The following is a 21,479-nucleotide window of genomic DNA, read 5'->3' as shown; positions in this document are numbered from 1 at the left end:
TCAGTTCACCCCGGTAATAATAACCCCAATAACCATCCGGGTCGGTTGCCCAAAACACATCGGCATCATACTCACCAGGGTTCCAGCCTTCAGCCTCTGCCCATTTCACCAGCGTTTTCAGTCCATCGAAGTCCAGTTTTTTAAAGGTAAAATCTGTTAAACCATCAACATTTTTTATCATTTTGAAGCCCCAGTGATTGAATACTTTATTTTGTCCACAAAGTAAAATTATTATTTAATTTTGATCTATGTTTGCAATTGCAAAAAATGAATGCTCTAACTTCTTTCGTGATACAAGATTTGAAGAAATGTAAATACAGATCACGTATCAAAATTTAATTTCGTTCTTAATACCAACAACTCGGCTATCAGTTCATCTTTTCAATAATTAATTTATAGGAGATCATTTTATGAGATTCAACTTTTACTTTTTGTTGGTTTTCCTGGTTTGCTCCTTTAGTGCAGTCAAACCACAAAGCATTGTTTTGCCCTCTCAGAATGTGGCAACCCTCGTTTCGATTCCTATTGCATACGATGGCGCCAGCGGTACCGAGGGGAGCTGGATAGGCCTGTACCCAGTTTCAGCAGCGGATCAGGAATACCTGACTTATCAGTACATTGACTTATCTGTTTCAGGCGATTTGACTTTTGAAGGAAGAACCGAAACAGGGTATTTCAATTTCAGGATGTTTGACGGTCCTGTTTATGAAAAAATCTATACCAGCGAACCCTTTCTGATCAGGCAAGGGATGGTGTATGATGCAGGATTTCAAAGCAATGGAATTTTTAGAGAAGACTTTCTGTCGAATGATCTGGATGATTGGGCTGCTGATGTAAAGATAGCACCTGAACAGAAAATTGTTGTTGCCGGTGCTGCTAAAACAGGATTGACAGGAAGCAGTGGAATTGATATTGTAAATATTATCGTTACCCGCTTCGACGCGGACGGACAACTTGATAACTTTTTTGGACAAAACGGCCGGGTAATCACAGCCATTCCGGGTATTCAGCCATGGGAAGTCAAAGCAATGGCAGTGCAGCCGGACGGGAAGATCATAGTCGGAGGATCTTCTATGAGTGATGGTGGCGCCTGCTTTGCTTTTTCAAATTTTTTCCTGGTCAGGTACCTGATCAACGGAGATATTGATGCTGATTTTGGGAGCAATGGTATCGTGGTTACCAATTTTACCAAATCCTCTGAGCCAGGGGGATACAGCAGTGATATTTTTACAAGCCTTGTACTGCAACCTGACGGGAAAATTCTTGCGGGAGGATATGGCGGCTTGTGTGCAGGAGGATGGGGAGCTCCGATGCGATGCAATATTGCCAGGTACCTGACCAACGGTACACTTGATCCGACCTTTGGCGAAGAGGGGAAACTGACTCTTTTCACGTCTGGTATAAATTATGCTGAAAGTTATCAGGAGCGTCTTGAAGCGATTTTTCCTCCAACCAACATAGAAGATGGAAGCATTTATCTTGCTGTTAACAGCGGTGATGGAAATTTTATCGGGAATAAGTATTTTATTTACAAATTGACTATGAATGGAGCACTGGATGTTGCATTCGGAAATTTGGGTGTAGCAGTTGAAGATCGTCCGGGAACCAATAATAACCAATCAATTAGAAGTATTGCATTGGGACCTGATAATCATCTTTATATGATGGGATCCAGCACGGGCGGAGGGAAAATATGGTTGATGAAAAAAGATCCCGTGACCGGAGCTAATATCAGCGACTTTGGTGATAACGGATTTGTCATGGACGATCTTGTATGGGGTACGGTAACGGGAAATATGGTTTTTTTCGATGGGAAAATCGTGATTGGGCATTCAGTAATGGGTGAAAATTTTTCCGCAATGCGGTATAATCTGGACGGAACCAAGGATGTTGAGTTTGGTACGCCGGTTTATCAAATTGTTGAAGAGGGGAGTCCCTTACTTTGTCAGGTGAATGGGATTGCTTTGCAACCTGATGGGAAATTTGTGCTGGCAGGTAGTGTAAATTCCTATAATTCCACCCTAAATGATTTTGTCGTCATGCGTTTTATCGAAAATCCTGCCCAACTTCAGATGGATTCCCATACAATTTCTCTCCGACAGGGATGGAACGGAGTGTCCTCTTACCTCATGCCGGCCTATAATGACGTAGAAGAAGTATTAGCAATTATTGACGATGAATTTGTCATCATGCAGGATTTGTATCAGAGTTACTATCCGGTGAACAATGTCAACGACATTCAAACCTGGAATTACAGGAATGGATATCTGATCAAGGTAAATGAGGATACTGATTTGATTATCACTGGATTTAAACCCGAAAATAGGTCAATTCAACTTCAAATGGGATGGAACCTGATCTCTGTCCTTTCTGAGGAACCCATTGAAATTGGCGCGGCATTCGGAGAAAATCTTCCTTTTGTTGAGTTCATGCAAGAGGCAGCTGGATGGAAGGTTTTCTGGCCTGAGCAGGGTATCAACACCATTCAGCATCTATTACCCGGCAAGTCTTACCTGGTAAGAGTATCAGATAGCTGCACTATTTCATTTGATTAATCCAGGCAAAGGTCCCAGAACAAATCGATCTCTGCCCGGGAGAAAGGTGTTCCAGTGGTTCTGAAATGAACATGTTGGACGGAAAAAACGTGGGCTGAGTATTGATGGATTCAAAACATAATGATTCAAAAGGGATGCTTATTCTACCAAAAATCCTTTCACTTCCTGGTTGAATACATCCGGTTTCTCGAATTGTAAAAAGTGCCCGCAATCAGGGATGATCACAAGTTTGCTGTCAGGCAGTTTCTCATGTCCTTTTCTGGCAATGGTTTCAGTTTTGTCTGGATTTAGAAACCGGTTTGGGATCAGGTTGTCAAATTCACCGAAAAGGATCAACGTAGGGTGTTTGACAGTTGGAAGCAATTCAATCACGGGTTCATCCACCATGCCATTCACCGACTGAACAACGGCATAGCAATAGGCCTCAAAGTCATTGGCACTGCGCATGGCAATGCGGTCGGTGATCATAAATTCAGCATCATCAGGCATATTGTAAAAGTTGTATGCCAGGTTAGTCTGGATTTGCTCTACGGTGGTTTTCATCACACCCTCAAGGGTCATCACATCGCGAAACCATTGCTTTTGTCCTTTGTTGAATTCTTCGAATCCGGCGGGGGCTGCGAGGATCAACTTTTGCACTTTATCCGGATAATTGATAGCAAACATCACCGAAATCTGTCCGCCCATCGAATGTCCTGCCAGTACAACGTTTTCCAGATTAAGTTCATCAATAAAGTCATTGATTACGCCGGCATAAAAAGACATCATCCCGCTGTGCGGTTTTTTGGACGATTTGCCATATCCGGGAAGATCGACAGCAATGCAGCGGTATTGATCTTTTAATCCTGTAATGTTCTTTTCCCAGGCTTTGAGATAGCTTCCAAGTCCATGAATGAAAATTATGGTTTGTTCGCCACGACCTTCGTCAACGTAAGCCAATTTTATATTGCCGGGCAGGTTGGCGTATTTGACTTCAAACGGGTAATCCAAATCGTTGAATGATTTGAGGGGTTCGATGTTTCGATAAGGGTGCAGGCTACTTTGTGCGGAAGTCATTTTCGGTGATGCTAAGGTCATAACCAGAAGTATTGCAAATACCAGTTTGGATTGTAAATGTTGAATTTTCATAGCTCAGTAGTATCTTATTTTTTTATTTCTTGCTTGTTTTGGCAAAATTTTCTGCCGAAGGCATCCATAGGAAAATGACAAATGTCAAAAGACAAATAAATACGAAATTAAAAAAATACAATTACCCCAAACTGTTACACATTCACTGCTGATTTCACTGTTTGGAATTTTGATCTTTTGAACATTGTCATAATGACTCCTGTGGAGAGTTTTATTTTAGATTTGTTTATTGTATTTTGTGATTTCTGGCTTGTCCAGGTTAGGGATTAGGGTTAAAACATCAGCCATTTGTAAACAATGAAGGCAGTCCATGGGTTTATCGGTCTTTCACCCGAACTTGAGCCATTTACGTAATAGCTGTGAGAATCGCTGTTGCTGTCGTAAAAGTCGCCGAGCCATGCATAAGCGCCGTGCAACTCGAAACTCATATAAACACCGATCTGGTATTTCAGGACGCCGTTAAGTTCCATAGCAATCTGTTGTCCACCATTTTTTGGAGTTACATTGCTCATGGCCCATGCCGTCCCTATTTTTCCGCTGAAACGGTTTGGAACAAAAGCGCGGCTGGCATTGAGCACAGTTCCGGTCATTCCGTAACCCATATTTGAAAGGTCGGCAATTAATGGAGTAAACCTGTTGACAACATTTCCATGGGGAAAAAGAATATAAGACCCACTGCTGATAAAGATTCCGGCAGGCGCTCCCCATGTATTTCCTGTGATTACGCCCGAATATTTTTTATCGTCAAGGGCATCCTGATCACCCGTTGAAAACAACAGATCAGCATCCAAGACATCCTCTGTGGTCTGTCCATAGCGGTAACCGAGTTTCAGGTTGGCGCCCAGTCCGCCGATATCAGCTCCATTTTTCCATCCGTCACCATCTTCCAGACTTAGTTTTCCGAAATTGTAGTTGGCAAACCCGGTCATCCGGAACCGATCCATCATAAAATCAGCATTTCTACTAAAAAACCCGCCCATCCAGACTACATCGGTTTTAGTTTTTTCGGCAAAACGGAAACGGAAAGTGCCGTTGTATTCTGTCAACCGGCTGGTAGGTCCCTGGCCGTAAATAGAAACTCCGCCGTCGCCATTGCTTCGGTCACGAACATAATGTGCAGAGGCGCCAGCTTTCCATTTGGGTGTAAGATCAGTTTCGTAAGTTACAAATTGCAGGGTAACATCATCATCCTTTTCAACCTGATTTTCATAAAGCTGGTAATAAGCAAACGACCACCGGGAGAAATCTTTGCTCCGGTTTACTTTTACTCCTACCGCATCAGTTCCCCAGTACATCAGACGGTAACCGGTGTTCGACATTTTCTCGAAAAAAGTGCGGTATGTATCATAAGGAGTATCAAAAAGACGCTGCATACCGAGGTTGATTGTCCATCCGGGCGAAGGCTGGTATTCCACAACAATGTTCTGGGTTTGAATATTTACCTGGTCTGATGAGATGGCGCCGCCGAGATTGCCTCCTGTGCTGTAAGCTACATCGCCCCATGTCCAGTCTATTTCAAAGGATGCCCTGAGTGTGGCTTTTCCATTAAAGAGTTTTGGCTGATAAATGAAAAATGGAATGATCCTCTGCTCGAAGTAAACCGAAGTGAGTGTGTCGGCGGTTCGCGTGGTGTTGTCTCCAAACATACGTCCGATCACCTGTCCGCGCATGAAAACATTTTCTGCGTAAAAATTGGATGATACCCCCTGGTTAATGAAATAGGCGATAAATTGAAATTCCTTTTCGGCTTTTCGGGGTACTTGCTTTTCGAAATAACCAATGTAATTGCTTGAGAGTGAAATCCCGGGATCTTGAGATTTTACCGGCAATATGGTGAACAAAAACAAGATAATGAATAGGAGGGGGTAAATCTTTTTTTTCATTCTCAATAGTTTTTTTTGAAACAGCATATCAGACCAAAAAAAACAGTCACCTGGCAAAAATGATCTGCCAGGTGACCGGGAAAATAATTTCAGGTTTATTGCCCGATCCAGTTGTATTTCTGTACATTGGCAGTACCATAGGCTCCATTGCTGGTGCTTCCAAAACCCTGCTGGGCAGTGGGGGGTGTTACTCCTGCTATGGCTGGATCAACCTGCGCTACTTCGTACCACATGGAGGCAGTTCCTTCATAGAAAATCTTAAAAATCCCTTCACTCGTCAGGTCAGTGGCTTGTCCGTTTTGTTTGGTCTGATTCAGTGAGATTTCCCACATATCGTCGTAGGTGGTTTTGTTCATCTCATAAGTGCCTTCCAAAACAACCGGGAATCCCCCAACAAAGGCAGTAACCAGATAGCTTTGATCCGCCTTGAAATTGGCATAAAGTGAGTCGTCAAATCCCAGTCCGATGAGAATTGCCGAAACATCATAAGCTGACCAGTTGCCAATGATTCCCAAATCTTTGACATCTATGCTTGTTTCAAGGTCTTCTTTCAGTTGGTTGCCTTCTGCTCCGTAAATCATATTTGCCAAAGCTTTCACCGCAAGTTCTTCAGTTCCCTGCAGGCGGGTTTCGTATTCAATATTGAAAGTGATGAAATCGCTTCCGGCAGTATGATCAACCATATAGCTTGCTGTAACAGCCGATGTGGCAGTAAATGTCAGTGAAAAGCTGTTTGCAGCCAGGGCGCCTGTCTTATCGGCGTTCCTGTAAAGTGCCTGATTAAAAGTAACTTTCACACTTGCATTGTCATCCGAAATCTCAATACCTGTGATCTCAATTGGAACACCTGGTTCATCTTCATCTTTTTCGCATGCTGTGAAGGTAAGCAAAGCGGCTGCTAAGAGCAGCATGAGCATTTTTGCGTTTTTCATGTTTTAATAAATGTTTTGTTGATAAATGAATAAGTTAACTAACGTTGATTTTCACGGTTCAGCATAAAGTCAATGGATTTCAGGTAATTTCTTCCGGTCAATTTTTCCGGCGTCATTTTTTGGTAAATCCTGAACAAAGGTAAAATATTTTGGGATTTTGTATTTGGCAACACGTTCGAGACAATAGGTGTTCAATTCGTCATTCGTAAGCGTTTCACCTGACCTTAGCACAACAAAAGCTTTCCCTGTTTCGCCCCACCTCTCATCGGAAACGCCAATAATGGCCACTTCCGAAATAGCAGGATGTTGTCTCAGCATGTGCTCCACCTCGGCAGGGTAGACATTTTCACCACCCGAAATGTACATATTTTTGATTCGGTCGAGCACATAATAATAGCCTTCAGCATCCTTTTTCATGATATCGCCGGTGTAAAACCAGCCATCCCTTAATGATTCAGCAGTAGCTTCCGCATTTTTCCAATAGCCTGGAGTCACCGTCGGACCTTTCAGAATCAGTTGCCCCGGCTCATTTGCCTGCACTTCTTCATCATTTTCGCTTACCAGTTTGGCCTGGTAATAAAAATTCATCGTACCAATGGATCCTTTTTTAGTCATGGCATCCTTTTGATCCAATGAAGTTACATTTGGTCCTACTTCAGTAAGTCCATAACCCTGGCGGATCAATACGCCCTTGCGGTGCCAAAGCTCGATAACCGGTATTGGCAATGACTCTCCGCCAACAATCAGGTAGCGGAGCCGGTTCAATTTTACTTTTTGGAAAACGGGGGATTCAGCCATCATTCTCAGCATTGTTGGCACTGCCCACCATATGGTTACACGCTCCATTTCGAGGACTTCAAGCAGCAGTTCGGCGTCAAATCCACGCATGAGTATGGTGTATGCACCGTGATGGATAAAAGGAGTCAGCAATACATTCCAGCCTCCTGTATGAAAAGGCGGGGCACAATTGATCGAAATGTCGTTTGATGTGATGTCCAGCCGCATTTCGGTGTTGATACTGTTCCAGAACAACATCTTGTGCGTGTATAGCGCGCCTTTGGGAAATGCTGTAGTTCCTGAAGTATATAAAATGAAAATGGGATCATCCTCGTGTAAGGTTGTCGAAATGTGGTATACTGTATTTTTTTGATTGAGGCAGGTTTCATTGAATTTTACAAGTTCTTCAATTGTCAGTTTAAATGCGATTCCATTAAATGAATCAAGATGTTTGATCTTATCAAAATACTTTTTTTCATAAATAATCCCCTTCACATCCGCATTTGCAACGATAAAGTCCAACTCTGCAGGTGTTAGACGGTAATTAAGCGGTACCAGGGTTATACCCAGTTTTTGGGCAACCGAAAATAAAACAATGTACTCCATGTTGTTATCTGATATCACAGCCAGTCTGTCTCCTTTTGCAAATCCATGGTTATCTCGAAGATGCGCAGCAAAACAGTTTCCCATTTTATTAAACTGGGAATAGCTGTACTCACGGTCGGTTTCAAATTCTTTGAACGCGATCTTAAAAGGGTGATAGGTCGCCCACTTTTCAAACCAGTCAAACGTTAACATACGATTGCTCTATATTTTTTTTCCAATGAATTGCCAGTCCAACAATTGTCGAAACCACAATAGCACATGATGCTGCTATTGCCGGGTTCCTGACTGTTCCCTGTAAATATTTGGTAAAAATACCAAAACTCCAGTTATACTCGCTTACGAAATAAGGGAGGAGATAATAAACCCCGAAGTGGACTACAATTGCTGTGATTGTCGCAAACAACGGTGCTTTGATGTTCACATGGCGGAAGAAAATTCCGAAAATCACAGGGATGAAAGCTGCTGAAAAGTAAGCATAAACTCCGTTCTGGGCAAGAATAGCCACACTGAGTTTCGGGTTGGTCAATTGCCCGATGGAAATATAAAAAGCAACTACAGCCAAAAGTGCAATCGAAACTTTGTTGATGGTGATGTAACTGCGTTCTGATTTAATGTGATTGTTGAATAATGGTTGAATGATATCCGAGGTTATGGTCGTGGAAACCGACTGGATCAGACCTTCAAGTGTAGATAAACCAGCGGAGATTAGTCCCAGAACAACCACCAACCCGACAATCACTGCAAGGTTACTGCCGGCAAAAGCAGCAACGACATAGGCCGGTATAATGCCGTCGTTTCTTAGCGGTTCACCATTGGCGACCAAGTCGGGAAATGAAAGACGGGCATAAAAGCCGGTCAACACTACAAGGAAAAATATAATCTCAACAATGACCGCAACCAGAAGAAAACGATTGACATCGCGCTCCTCTTTGAGAAGCAATGATTTGGTGATAATGTGTGGCTGAACGACTACAGCTACACCTATAATAAATTGTGCAAATATAATTTCATAGAAATCCCTGAATAACGGACTGGAAGGATAGTTGGTTTTAATCAATTGTGTGTCAATAGTTGCCAGTTTTTCAATAAAACCGGAAACCCCTTCTCTGAAATGTTCCAAACCAGAACCCATCAAAATAAAAGCGACTACCAGCATAATGACCGCCTGGATCATGTTGGTGTAAACCATCGAGTTGGCGCCACCAAACATCATATAACCAAAAACAAAAATGATCAGCCCGCCAAGCACCCATATTTCGTCCACATTCAGCGATTTTGACAAAACTTTCGTAAGTGCAACAATGATCAGGACGATGAAGGAAATGAGAAGCAATGAAAGGAAAGCCATGAAAAGTGCATATCCGTTGCTGTTGTATCGTTTACCTATCCATTGAGCAAGTGTCAGCGCTTTAACTGCCTGGCCGTATTTCCTGAAACTTTTCGTGAGGATAATCAGTGAAATGACCGCTCCTGCAGGGAAAACGACAGCGTAGGAAATGAAAGCTGATAAACCGAAGTTTGCAATAAAACCGGGATTAATTACAAAAGTCGCGGCGCTGGTCATCGAAGCGGCCAGCGACAAACCGACAGCTACCGGAGAAAACCGAATGCTCCCCAATGCATAGTCCGTAATATTCCTGATTTTAAGCGCCCCTCGTATCACATAAAAAAGGATAACCCCCATATAAAGAAGGATCAAAATCCAGGTTCCGATGATTTGTGGTTGTGTTGCCATAATTTTGTTTCAAATATACTTAGGAGTTATTTTACTACCGTAGTATTTGCACTTCGTGCGGCATTAATTGGCATTTCACTTTGACGGCATTTGCACTTCGTACGGCATTAACTGGCATTTATTGTTGACGTGATAAACTGAAACTTTTGTATTCCAAATCATTTTTGATCTATTTTATTATTCATCCAATTCCAACGAATGCCCATCAATGCCATTCCTCTCAATACCTGAACGCTGCACTCGCAAAAGCCAGTCCTCCGCCCGAGCCAATAAAAAACACCAGATCTCCTCTTTGGATTTTCCCTGCATCCAGCCGCTCCTGGAAAGCCAGTGGGATGCATGCCGAGCCCGTATAGCCAAAATAATGCATGCTGGTTTGCGCCTTTTGATGCCGTTGGCCGAGGATGTCCATCGTTTCCCTGATACTGTTGATGTTAATTTGTGTCAAAAAGTAGTGATCTACCTTGTCTGGCGTAATTCCAAGCCTGTTGCAAAGAGTAAGACTCATCATGCTCCACATCTCAGGATTCAGGGTTTTTGGGAATTTTTTGACAAACTGGAGCAAATGACCTTTATTTATTATGACTTCGTCAGTTATTGGTTGGTTTGTTCCACCGCCATATATACCCATGTAATCGTAGAATTCCCCGCGGGTGATCAATTGGCTGGCAAGAAAACCGCGGTTTTTGTCCTCAGTAGTTTTGAGAATGAACGCGCCTGCACCATCGGCAAATAATGTGACCGTATTTTTATTCTTCATGTTCAGATATTTGCTCATTGCATAGGCTCCAACGACCATGACCGTGTTGTAGTGCTCATCGGCACGGATGTATTTGGCGCCCATGTCGAGGGCAGTAACAAACCCTGCACATGCGGTGTTAACATCAAAACTACCTGCATTTACAAGACCCAGTTTGTATTGCACTTTTGATGCGGTCGAAGGTGATATGTACTCAGGGGTGTCTGTTGAAATAATAAGTAAGTCTATCTCTTCCGGTTTTACGTTTCCGGCGGTCATGGCTTTACCTGCTGCTTCAATCACCAGATCGGCTACTGACTGATTTTCACTGCACCATCGCCGTTCATAGATTTCAACATTTTCGCGAAGCCAGGAATCAACATCTTCACCAAGTAATGTATTGAAATAACTGTTTGGAATCACCCTCTCGGGAACATAAATCCCACTCGAGTGAATAAAGGCGTTTCTTTTCATGTAAATGGAATTTTTTAGCTTGAACCTGCTAATTTGATTTTATTTCACAATGCCTGGATCTGTTTTTTTAGTATTAGTTTTCGTGTTGTTTTCATTTTATAAGGTTTTTTATTCTATGAGTAAATTTTCAACAACCAATCAATAAAACATTTATCACCACTGAATTTGGGTAAAACCGTTTTTAAGAGTTTATGATCCCGCAGGATTAGTAAATGAAGGTTTTGCTCAGTGTACATCAATTGCTAAACCGTCATTCCTCCATCCACGCTGAGCGTATGTCCGTTGATGTAATTGGCTTCATCAGAGCAAAGGAAGAGATAAACCGAAGCCATTTCTTCGGGTGTAGCCAGTCGTCCGAGTGGTACTTTTGCTTTCATGGCTTCGAGGATGTTTTCCGGCATTTTGGCAACCATATCAGTCATCGTAAATCCGGGTGCAACTGCGTTTACAGTGATTCCTTTCCGGCCAAATTCACGTGCCCACGTTTTGGTCATACCGATGATTGCAGCTTTTGTAGCCACATAATTCGTCTGGCCAAAATTTCCGTAAATGCCAACCACGGAAGATGCATTTACGATTCTTCCATAACCTTTGTCCAGCATAAACGGAACGATGGCTTTGGTACAATTGAACACACCTGTGAGATTTACGTCCAGCACCTGGTTCCATTGCTCGTGAGTCATTTTACGAAAAGTGGCATCGCGGGTAATTCCGGCATTATTGATCAGGATGTCTATTTTTCCATACTGTTCGATGATTTGTTTGGTCGCTTCTTCAACCTGGTCGAAATTTGCAGTATCTACCTGAAAGAAAGCGGCTTTACCACCGGTTTTTACAATTTCGACGGCAAGTGTAAGTCCTTTTTCCCTTTGAATATCCCAGATGCAGGCCACAGCACCTTCTGCTGCAAACCGCCCGGAGATGGCTTTACCAATTCCATCTGCTCCACCAGTGATTATGGCTATTTTATCTTTTAATCTGTTCATGGTTTTTAGAGGTTATTTTTTCGATTGTTCTTTAATGAGATTGAGTGCCGACCCGGCTTTAAACCAGCCGATCTGAACATCAGAGTAAGTATGGTTTACGGGGAATTGCTCACTCGTACTGTCAGAATGATGGAGTTTTATCATGAGTGGTTTACCGGGAGCAAATTCCTTTAAACCGATGATGTCGATGGTGTCATCTTCCTTTATCTTCAGGTAATCCTCCTTATTGGCAAAAGTGAGCGCCAGCATCCCTTGTTTCTTAAGGTTGGTTTCGTGAATACGTGCAAAACTCCGGACAAGTACCGCTTTCACACCGAGGAACCGGGGTTCCATGGCTGCATGTTCCCGGGATGAACCTTCCCCATAATTCTCATCTCCAACCACAACTGAACCAATTCCATTTGCTTTGTAATGCCTTGCCGCAGCAGGAACTTCATCATATTTGCCTGTCAGTTGGTTTTTGATTTCATTGGTTTTACCGTTGAATGCATTTATAGCACCAATCAGCATATTGTTCGATATATTGTCAAGGTGACCACGATAACGTAACCAGGGGCCAGCCATCGAAATATGGTCGGTAGTGCACTTGCCGGCTGCCTTGATCAGCAATTTCAATCCCTTCATATCCTGTCCGTCCCAGGCCGGGAATCCTTCAAGTAATTGCAGGCGGTCAGATTTCGGGTCAACAATGACTTCTATGCGGCTTCCATCTTCAGCCGGCGAATGGTAACCGTTGTCTTCCACAGCAAAGCCATTTAGCGGCATTTCGATGCCCTGCGGCTCTTTCAGTTTTATTTTTGCTCCCTTTTTATTGATGAGGAAATCAGTCATCGGGTTGAAATCCAGTGTTCCGGCAATCGCAAAAGCAGTGACAATTTCTGGTGAAGCAACGAAGCCATGGGTATTTGGATTACCGTCATTGCGTTTGGCAAAATTCCGGTTGAAGGAGGTCATGATGGAGTTTTTTTCTTTCTTATCAGCACCATGACGAGCCCACTGGCCAATACATGGGCCACAGGCATTGGCAAGCACCACACCTCCGATTTTTTCAAAAATATCGAGATATCCATCCCTCTCAACGGTGTAGCGCACCTGCTCTGAACCGGGTGTTACCGTGTATTCTGATTTTACCTCCAGCTCATTATCCAGTGCTTGTTTAGCGACCGATGCAGCCCGGGTAATGTCCTCATAAGAGGAATTTGTACATGAACCAATCAGGCCAACCTCAAGTTTTTCAGGCCAGCCATTCATTTTTACCATTTTGGCAAATTCAGACACCGGGGTGGCTAAATCGGGTGTAAATGGTCCGTTAATGTGAGGCTCAAGTGTCGAAAGGTCAATCTCTATGACCTGATCAAAGTATTTCAAGGGATCGTTGTATACTTCAGGGTCGGCAGTCAGGTGCTCAGCGATTTTGTCGGCTTCATCAGCCACGGGTTCCCGTCCTGTGCCTCTGAGATAGTCAGCCATTTTGCCATCATAACCAAACACTGAGGTTGTAGCTCCTATTTCAGCGCCCATATTACAAATGGTTCCTTTTCCTGTGCAGCTCAGCGTTTTGGCTCCCGGCCCGAAATATTCCACAATGGCGCCGGTTCCACCTTTTACCGTCAGTATTCCGGCAACTTTTAAAATAATGTCTTTAGAGGCCGTCCATCCGCTCAACTTTCCCGTGAGTTTTACACCAATGAGCTTTGGCATTTTCAGCTCCCAGGCCATGCCTGCCATCACATCTACAGCATCGGCCCCTCCAACTCCGATGGCTACCATTCCCAAACCGCCTGCATTTACAGTATGCGAATCCGTTCCTATCATCATCCCACCCGGGAAAGCGTAATTCTCTAAAACAACCTGGTGGATGATTCCGGCGCCGGGTTTCCAGAAACCAATACCATATTTATTTGAAACTGAAGCAAGAAAGTCAAAAACTTCTTTGTTGGCATCTTTAGCTACCTGCAGGTCTTCTTTGGCGCCAACTTTAGCCTGAATAAGGTGGTCGCAATGCACGGTAGATGGCACTGCCACTTTACTTCTGCCGGCCTGCATGAACTGAAGCAATGCCATTTGCGCTGTGGCATCCTGCATGGCTACACGGTCGGGGGCAAAATCCACATAGTCTACACCACGCCTGAATTCCTTTTCTGGCAGGTAATCCCACAGGTGTGCGTAAAGGATTTTTTCGGTTAATGTAAGTGGTCTGCCCAGCTTTTTACGGGCTTCATTTACTTTCTCAGGAAATCCTTGATATACTTTTTTAATCAAATCGAGATCGAATAACATAATTGTTTTGTGTTTTAGAATTTTGCGCAAAAGTACTCAAAATGAGGCACGCCACCGTGTTAAGAAATGCTAAACGCAGTGATCAAATTGATTTATTTGAATACCGACTAAAAAACTCAATGATGAGCATTTGTGATCGCCTTTTTTCTTTTTCAATAAAAACAGGCAGTGGTAACAGCCCACGTTTTTCACAAATTTAGTTTTGTAACCAGATAAAAATCAGCCCACTTTTTGGTGGGTTTGTTTGCAGCAATGCCATATATGGATGCCTTACGGGTCTAGCCTTGTGTCTCGCGTCGGATAATTCCTGCTCCAGAAATGTAACAGGAAATTTTTACAAGAACAATTGCAATGAGGAAGTTCCAGATCATTTTTATTCGTGCTCCTGTGTTATAACAAACTGTAATTCAATCTTTATCGGCATTAGCGTAACGACAAACCTGTTCCTTAAATGTGTAAGAAATTGACATGTTGAAAGTTAATCCCTGAAGGTTACAAAAAGACTTGGGTTAGTTTTATTTCTATTATTTTTGCAATGCAGAATAAATTTTTGTATTTTAAACTATTAAAGATTTAACAAAATGAAAATGAGTAAATTAATCTCTTTACTAATGATTGCAGGAATGATTATCATGCAAAGTTGTCAACAACCGGTCAGTGTTAGCTATCCGGAAACCAAAAAACAGGATGTAACCGATGATTACCACGGGACGACAATAGCCGACCCTTATCGTTGGCTCGAAGATGATAAGTCGGAAGAAACAGCAGCCTGGGTTGAGGCTCAGAACAAAGTCACATTCGGCTATCTCAACCAGATTCCTTTCAGGGAAGACATTAAAAATCGTTTGACAAAAATCTGGGATTATCCCAAGTTTAGCGTGACTTTCAAGAAAGGTGACCGCTATTTCTATTTTAAAAATGACGGAATGCAGAACCAAAGTGTGCTCTATGTTCAGGAAAGCCTCGAGGATGACGCTCGTGTGCTGCTTGATCCAAATCTGCTATCAGAAGATGGAACAGTGGCGCTTTCCAACTATGACGTATCAAAAGATGGAAAATACCTGGCCTTCGGAATTTCAAGAGGCGGCTCTGACTGGAACGAAATTTACGTGATGGAGATCGAGTCTGGAGTAACGCTTGCAGACCACCTTTTATGGATCAAATTTTCAGGAATTTCATGGCAGGGCGATGGATTTTACTATAGCCGCTATGATGAGCCGACTGGAAGTGAATTATCAGGTAAAAACGAGTTCCACAAAGTGTTTTATCATAAAATTGGAACAGAACAGTCGGAAGACGTGTTGATTTTTGAGAATAAAGAATATCCCTTGCGCAATTATGCTGCTGATGTTACGGATGATGAGCAATTTTTAATTATTTATGAATCCGAGAGTACCTCCGGCAATTCTTTGTATGTAAAAAATCTGACAAAACCCAATGCAAATTTTGATGGCATTGTTCAGGGATTTGATCATGATTTTACAGTAATAGATGACCTCGACGGGAAATTGTTGGTAAAAACCAACTACAATGCGCCGAAATATCAGTTAATCGAAATTGACCCGAACAATAGGGATGCTGCAAACTGGAAAACGATACTTCCCGAACAGGAAGATGTGCTGGATGGTATTTCACTTGTTGGTGGAAAAATAGTGGCTGATTATATGAAAGATGCTTACAGCCAGGCTTTTATTTACGATTTATCTGGCAATAAAGTTGGCGATTTAAACCTTCCCGGCATCGGCACTATGACTGGTTTTAATGGTAAGAAGGAGGATAATACTGCTTTTTATGGTTTTACATCCTTTACATTTCCGACTACGATTTATATGTACGACATCGAAAAAAATGAATCTACTGTTTACCGCAGTCCTGAAATCGACTTCTCTCCAGCTGACTATGAAACAAAGCAGGTGTTTTACGAGAGTAAAGATGGCGCCGAGATCCCAATGTTTATCGTGCATAAAAAGGGCATTAAGTTGGATGGTAACAACCCAACATTACTTTACGGTTACGGCGGTTTTAATGTAAGTCTCACACCTGGTTTCAGCCCAACCCGTCTCATTCTTCTGGAGCAGGGGGGTGTCTTTGCCATGCCGAACCTCAGAGGAGGTGGCGAATTTGGTAAAGAGTGGCACGAGTCCGGAACCAAAGAGCGAAAACAAAACGTATTTGATGACTTCATTGCTGCTGCCGAATACCTGATCGACAATCTTTATACTTCGCCCGAATACCTTGCCATTCAGGGAGGTTCAAATGGCGGATTGCTCGTAGGTGCTGTGATGACCCAACGTCCTGACCTGATCAAAGTGGCTTTGCCAGCTGTGGGGGTCCTCGATATGCTACGTTACCACCTTTTTACCATCGGTTGGGCCTGGGCTACGGATTATGGCAAAAGCGATGTGGCAGATGAATTTGCATACCTGATAAAATATTCTCCGTTGCATAACCTTCAATTTGGAACCTGCTACCCGGCAACCCTAGTCACTACAGCCGATCATGACGACCGCGTAGTTCCGGCCCACTCTTTCAAATTCATTGCTTCATTGCAGGAACACCAGGGATGCAGTAATCCGACGCTGATCAGGATTGAAACAAAGGCAGGTCATGGTGCTGGAAAGCCTACGTCAAAGATCATTGACGAATATGCTGACATATACTCTTTCCTTTTTTATAACATGAAGTTTAAACCGAAGTATTGATCATTGATTTGATGCTTCATAGAATTCATGGACAAATAATCCATTAACAGAACGAATTGGGTTTTAGGATGGTTATCTCAAAAGCCTGAATTTATTTCAAAGCGTTGAAAATCAGAAGTACTACTACACATATTGTAGTCTGATTTTCGACGCTTTACTTATAGAGATTGAGGGTAAAAAATCGTTGATAATTTAAATGAAATACTTTTTCGACGTCTTTTCTTCATATTATAGTATTCAAATATTGAATTGTTTTAAAAAAAAAGATATTTTTGCCCAATTATTTACCAATAAAAAACTTAATTTTATGAAAAAACTTTATGTATTCTTACCATTACTGGCTTTGCCAGTTTTATTCATTCTGCTAGCAAACGGCAGCGGTTCTCCCGGCGGCAGAACCGGTTCAATAGGAGATAATGGACAAAATTGTACCGGATGCCATACAGGTACTCCTCAAAATGCTTCGGGGTGGATTACAACGAATGTAACAGGGGCTGGTTATATTGGAGGCCAAACATACACAATTAGTCTTACTGGAAGTCACGCGGGTTCAAATAAGTTTGGTTTTGAACTTACGGCCGAGGATTTATCCGGTAACAAAGTAGGAACTTTCATTATTACCAACAGTTCCCAAACCAAACTGGCCAACCAGAATAAAGCTGTAACTCATACATCAGCCGGTACTGCAGGATCAGGTGGAAGTAAATCCTGGAGTGTTGACTGGACTGCTCCGCAGGGAAGTACAGGCGCCATCAAATTTTACGCTTCAGTGAATGCTACCAACAGCAATGGCAATACCAGCGGAGATGTTGTTTATCTTACGAATTTAACTATTAATCCGGATGTAACCGGGGTTGATGAAATTAGCGAACGTTTCAGCTTTTATCCCAATCCAACAAACGGTTTGGTTAATTTTAACCTGAATGATACTGAAATCAGTGGTGAAATTTCGGTATATAGTGTGAATGGACAGCAGGTTTACAATTTTAAACCAACTGATGGACTGAATCAGGTTGATTTTTCAAATCTGTCAAAAGGAGTTTACCTCGTTAAGTTTCATGGTGATGATCGCGCCGAAATGAAAAAGTTAATTATCAATTAACATATTAAAAGATTGGAATAGCTTAGATGATATGTCTGGCTGCCTTTCAAAAAAAGCTGTCTTTCGAAAAGACAGTTTTTTTTATGCCTGTAAATTTCAAAATGGTTCACGACCATTTAATAATTCTTCAATGGTAAATGGCATCCCGATTTACAAGTGACTATAAGAATCGAAAATTGCCAATAAGACGAAGTCGAAATTGAACTATATTGAAAGTGTAATCGATAGATGTACCTGCTTTTACCTTTCTACTCATCTGATTTGTTGTGGATTTTTCTCATTGGTCTTTGAGTTAACCAACAAAATAGCAATAAAAAAAGCCGCTCAAACTGGAGCGGCTTTTTTTTATGATGACTTTCTAACTACTTCTTTGCCGGAGCAATGGTGTAAGTCAGATCGTTTGTGTTTGCTGTGATTACATAGGTTCCAACAGCATCCGGACATGGGATTGCTGGTGGGTCAGGAGTGTTTTCGTCAGGACGGTAAACAAGGTTACCACCAGTGTTGGTTCCGTTAGCATCGGTACCATATTGTGGCGCCCATTGACCTAAAGTTACGATGAACTTGATAAATTTACCAGCACCACCTAATTCAGTGGTAATAGTATAAATACCACCTGTACCGCTCAATGGAAGGGCTGCTGTATTGTCCCAACCAGCCAGTGAACCATCGCCAAGGAGGTAAAGCTCAGGTGCTGCACCAGCCGGATTAACGGTAACTGTAAATTCTTCGGTAACAGCATCAATGAATAATTCGATATCATAAACGCCGGCAACTTTTGGAACAAAGTTACCATCGCCGTTTGTTTCGAAATCATCGGCTGCAAGACCGGCCATTGTAACCTGCGGGTAGCCGATTGATATACCATTCCAGTCCTGACCTTCTCTGAATTTAAAACCGCCGCCGTCAATCTGAACTTCAACGCCTTCGTATGTCCAGGTATAGTTGGTTTCGTTTTCAACAGTCGGAGTTGATAACATGATTGTTTCCTCCCAGTTGTGAGGAACACCATTAACAACAAGGCTGGCTCCAACAAGACCAAGCTCGGTATCGGTATAATCAACCACCTGGAGATCGCCGGTTTTTGTCATTGTAGCAGCATAAGCTCCACCAAGTGTCCAAACCATCTTGGCTGTATAAATGCCACCTTCCTCGTTTGCAATGTTAGCTCCACCTGGAACAAGTGCATTAACTGCACCGCCAAAGTTGGTGTTTACTCTTACACCCATTACACCACCGCCAAGATCAACATTGTCGTCAATGATCACTTTCCAGCCACCGGAGTAACGGAATTTGAAATCAGCTTTGGTCATGGTAACGTCTGCCAATTCAAAAGTCATGGTGTTGAGGTCGAAAGCGCCAGCAGGCATTTCAGTGTCGCCGCTCCATCCGCCTGGTGTGGCAGCACCGATCAATCCCCAGTACTTTACAGGGATAATGGCAACTTTCATGACTTCGGTGTCGATCACCACATGGTATAAACCATCTTCAGGTACAGTGAATTTTGTTTCTGTCACTGCAAGTGAACCACGCCAGAAATCGAGTTGTGGCTCGTCGCCAATGCGGTCAGCTTCGCCAACTACTGCGAAATCGGCGCCTGGGCCGTGCGATGTTTTTGTAGCTCCGGCAACTTGCATAATGTTAAATCCATCAGCACCTGCTTTTACAGCTACATAGATTTCCATAAGCGTTGCGCGTTCGGTTTGGGTAACCTCATTGCGTGTTGGCTTGAATAAACCTTTAATGTCGTAGTCGGTGAGTGCTGTTCCTGCACCAACGATGTACAAACCATCCTCGACCACTACTGCTGGTGGCGGATCGTCATCATCATCACATGATACCATTACAGCAGACATCAGCAGAAGGATTGCCGCTGCACTAAGAAACCTCATAAATGAACTCTTTTTCATTTTAATTAATGTTTAAATTTAAATTAAGAATAAGTGAATAAGTCTTTTAACTGCAAAAATATATTTTTATTTTGAGCCCTGCATTTAGCAAATACTTTGCCAAACATTTTTCAACCTATGGTTTAATTTGTGAAATCTAATATCTAACTAATTTTTAGGGTTGAATTGCTACTGCTGGCAGCGCCAAATTTGGGTTTGCATCAATAGCCCATTGAGGGATCGGGAAAGTATTCCTGTCTGTAGAACTGGCATCTTTTTCCCACCATGCTTTGTTAAACTCGCCAAACCGGATCAGATCCTGACGACGATGTCCTTCCCAAAACATCTCTCGGCCTCTTTCGGCGAGGAGATTTTCGAGATTGTTCCATGTGTCGCCTACTTCTAATCCAGCTCTTGTTCTGATTAGGTCAAGATCAGGAACATTAACAGCATTACCCTGTCTAAGCTGCGCTTCTGCCATCATGAGCAAAACATCAGCATACCGGAATACAGGGAAGTCGTTGCTCAGGTTATCTTTTGCACCGCGTTTGATTTCGAATTTCACCACACGGGCGCCTGAATTACGAATTTCTTCCGGCGTATTTCCTTCACCCATCAAAAGAGCCGGGATCACTGGATTAAACACAAGTGGGATACCACCTGCACCCTGGTCAATAATAGGCTCGCCTGCATAAGTGTATTGCGGTCCAACCAGGAATCCATCTTTACGTCTGTCATTATCATCATAGGTAAGGAAATGATCATACATTACTGCGAAGCCATTCCATGGACCGACGACCATTTCAAACGTCTGGTTACTGTTGTAATGCAGTGTTCTCATGTGTAGATTGAAGCCCTGGTATGTGTCTTCATCAAACGGAATCACCCAGATATTTTCAGGAGAGTTCTCATTAGCGGTGACGAACGGAGCGAGTGGATCTGATTCAAGAGAATATTGACCTAAATCAATGACCTTTTGACAAGCTTCTTCGGCTTTTGCCCAATATTCTGGTTTTACTTCTCCCAGATAAACAGCATGGTTAAGGTACAGTTTTGCGAGCAGAGAATAAACCATTCCCTGGTTTACTCCGGTTTTGGAAGTGCTTTCGTTGACCAGTTCAGCACTTTCTTCAATTGTAAGTAAAATGGCATTAAAAATGTCCTTCCTGAAATTCCTCATCGGCTGCTCAGGCGCCCCCAGGTATATGGTAGTGTAAGGAACATCCTTATAGTTGTCAATCAATAAATAATAATAATAAGAGCGAAGAATCAGTGCTTTGGCCATTGCTTCATCAACAATGGGGTCGCCGGCAAAATTCTGTTGCTCTTCGAGAAACTTGTTGGCTTCCACCACACCGCGATAAAAGCGACTCCACATGCTGTTTACGGCTTCGGTATTATTATCCCAGGTATGCTGATGCAATACGCGCCATTTTCCCCCGTCATCCCAGTCGCCACCACGGGTTGGACCAACAACGCCATCACCCGTAATTTCCTGGGCAAACCACCATCCACCCCAATCCAACATTTCGCGCATAGGTGCATAAATAGGGCTCATTTTCAGAATGGGATCTGCTGTATATTCATCAGCCGGAATTTTATCATAAAGCACATCATCGAGCTTGGTGCAACCAAACTGGACTGCAATCAATAAAATAAATGCAAGAAATATCTTTTTCATGAGTATAGTT

The 21,479-nt window shown here is 42.7% G+C and carries 14 protein-coding genes; 3 read left to right on the top strand and 11 right to left on the bottom strand.

Annotated elements, in window-relative coordinates; translation table 11 throughout:
• Window positions 1-181 (bottom strand): GNAT family N-acetyltransferase (locus tag IH598_15585; protein MBE0639939.1); only part of this gene is annotated, 181 nt, incomplete at its 3' end.
• 229 nt (window positions 182-410) lie between these two features.
• On the opposite strand from IH598_15585, the gene IH598_15580 reads away from it, so the two are divergent.
• Entirely contained in the window at window positions 411-2,555 is a 2,145-nt protein-coding gene (locus IH598_15580) for a hypothetical protein (GenBank protein ID MBE0639938.1), read from the top strand.
• A 138-nt stretch (window positions 2,556-2,693) separates the two neighbouring features.
• Here the strand turns inward: IH598_15580 and IH598_15575 are convergent, their stop codons facing one another.
• From IH598_15575 to IH598_15540, 8 genes are all read right to left on the bottom strand, one after another.
• Complete coding sequence (locus tag IH598_15575) at window positions 2,694-3,632, bottom strand: alpha/beta hydrolase (protein ID MBE0639937.1); 939 nt, start codon at window positions 3,630-3,632, stop codon at window positions 2,694-2,696.
• 323 nt (window positions 3,633-3,955) lie between these two features.
• Entirely contained in the window at window positions 3,956-5,566 is a 1,611-nt protein-coding gene (locus tag IH598_15570) for a hypothetical protein (GenBank protein ID MBE0639936.1), read from the bottom strand.
• A gap of 95 nt (window positions 5,567-5,661) precedes the next feature.
• Window positions 5,662-6,498, bottom strand: a complete 837-nt coding sequence (locus IH598_15565; protein MBE0639935.1) for a hypothetical protein — start codon at window positions 6,496-6,498, stop codon at window positions 5,662-5,664.
• A gap of 69 nt (window positions 6,499-6,567) precedes the next feature.
• Window positions 6,568-8,073 (bottom strand): AMP-binding protein, encoded by a 1,506-nt coding sequence (locus IH598_15560; GenBank protein ID MBE0639934.1) that lies wholly within the window; start codon window positions 8,071-8,073, stop codon window positions 6,568-6,570.
• On the bottom strand, window positions 8,060-9,616 hold the full coding sequence (locus IH598_15555; GenBank protein ID MBE0639933.1) for a sodium:solute symporter: 1,557 nt from the start codon (window positions 9,614-9,616) through the stop codon (window positions 8,060-8,062). The genes IH598_15560 and IH598_15555 overlap by 14 nt, the downstream gene beginning before the upstream one ends.
• A 220-nt stretch (window positions 9,617-9,836) precedes the next feature.
• Window positions 9,837-10,829: a ketoacyl-ACP synthase III gene (locus IH598_15550; protein MBE0639932.1), complete on the bottom strand. Its 993-nt coding sequence runs from the start codon at window positions 10,827-10,829 to the stop codon at window positions 9,837-9,839.
• Between the two features lie 242 nt (window positions 10,830-11,071).
• Entirely contained in the window at window positions 11,072-11,815 is a 744-nt protein-coding gene (locus IH598_15545) for a beta-ketoacyl-ACP reductase (GenBank protein ID MBE0639931.1), read from the bottom strand.
• A gap of 12 nt (window positions 11,816-11,827) precedes the next feature.
• Complete coding sequence (locus IH598_15540; protein MBE0639930.1) at window positions 11,828-14,095, bottom strand: aconitate hydratase; 2,268 nt, start codon at window positions 14,093-14,095, stop codon at window positions 11,828-11,830.
• A 587-nt stretch (window positions 14,096-14,682) separates the two neighbouring features.
• On the opposite strand from IH598_15540, the gene IH598_15535 reads away from it, so the two are divergent.
• Together IH598_15535 and IH598_15530 are read left to right on the top strand one after the other, a co-directional pair.
• Window positions 14,683-16,797: a S9 family peptidase gene (locus IH598_15535; protein ID MBE0639929.1), complete on the top strand. Its 2,115-nt coding sequence runs from the start codon at window positions 14,683-14,685 to the stop codon at window positions 16,795-16,797.
• 307 nt (window positions 16,798-17,104) lie between these two features.
• Window positions 17,105-17,899, top strand: coding sequence for a T9SS type A sorting domain-containing protein (locus IH598_15530; protein MBE0639928.1), 795 nt, complete (start codon window positions 17,105-17,107; stop codon window positions 17,897-17,899).
• A 362-nt stretch (window positions 17,900-18,261) separates the two neighbouring features.
• Here IH598_15530 and IH598_15525 read toward each other — a convergent pair whose 3' ends face one another.
• Window positions 18,262-19,809, bottom strand: coding sequence for a hypothetical protein (locus IH598_15525; protein ID MBE0639927.1), 1,548 nt, complete (start codon window positions 19,807-19,809; stop codon window positions 18,262-18,264).
• 154 nt (window positions 19,810-19,963) lie between these two features.
• Window positions 19,964-21,469: a RagB/SusD family nutrient uptake outer membrane protein gene (locus tag IH598_15520; GenBank protein MBE0639926.1), complete on the bottom strand. Its 1,506-nt coding sequence runs from the start codon at window positions 21,467-21,469 to the stop codon at window positions 19,964-19,966.
• Window positions 21,470-21,479: the final 10 nt, after the last annotated feature.

The sequence above is a fragment of the Bacteroidales bacterium genome (genome assembly GCA_014860585.1).
Taxonomy (GTDB): domain Bacteria; phylum Bacteroidota; class Bacteroidia; order Bacteroidales; family 4484-276; genus RZYY01.
This window is presented reverse-complemented; position numbering and strand designations above follow the sequence as displayed.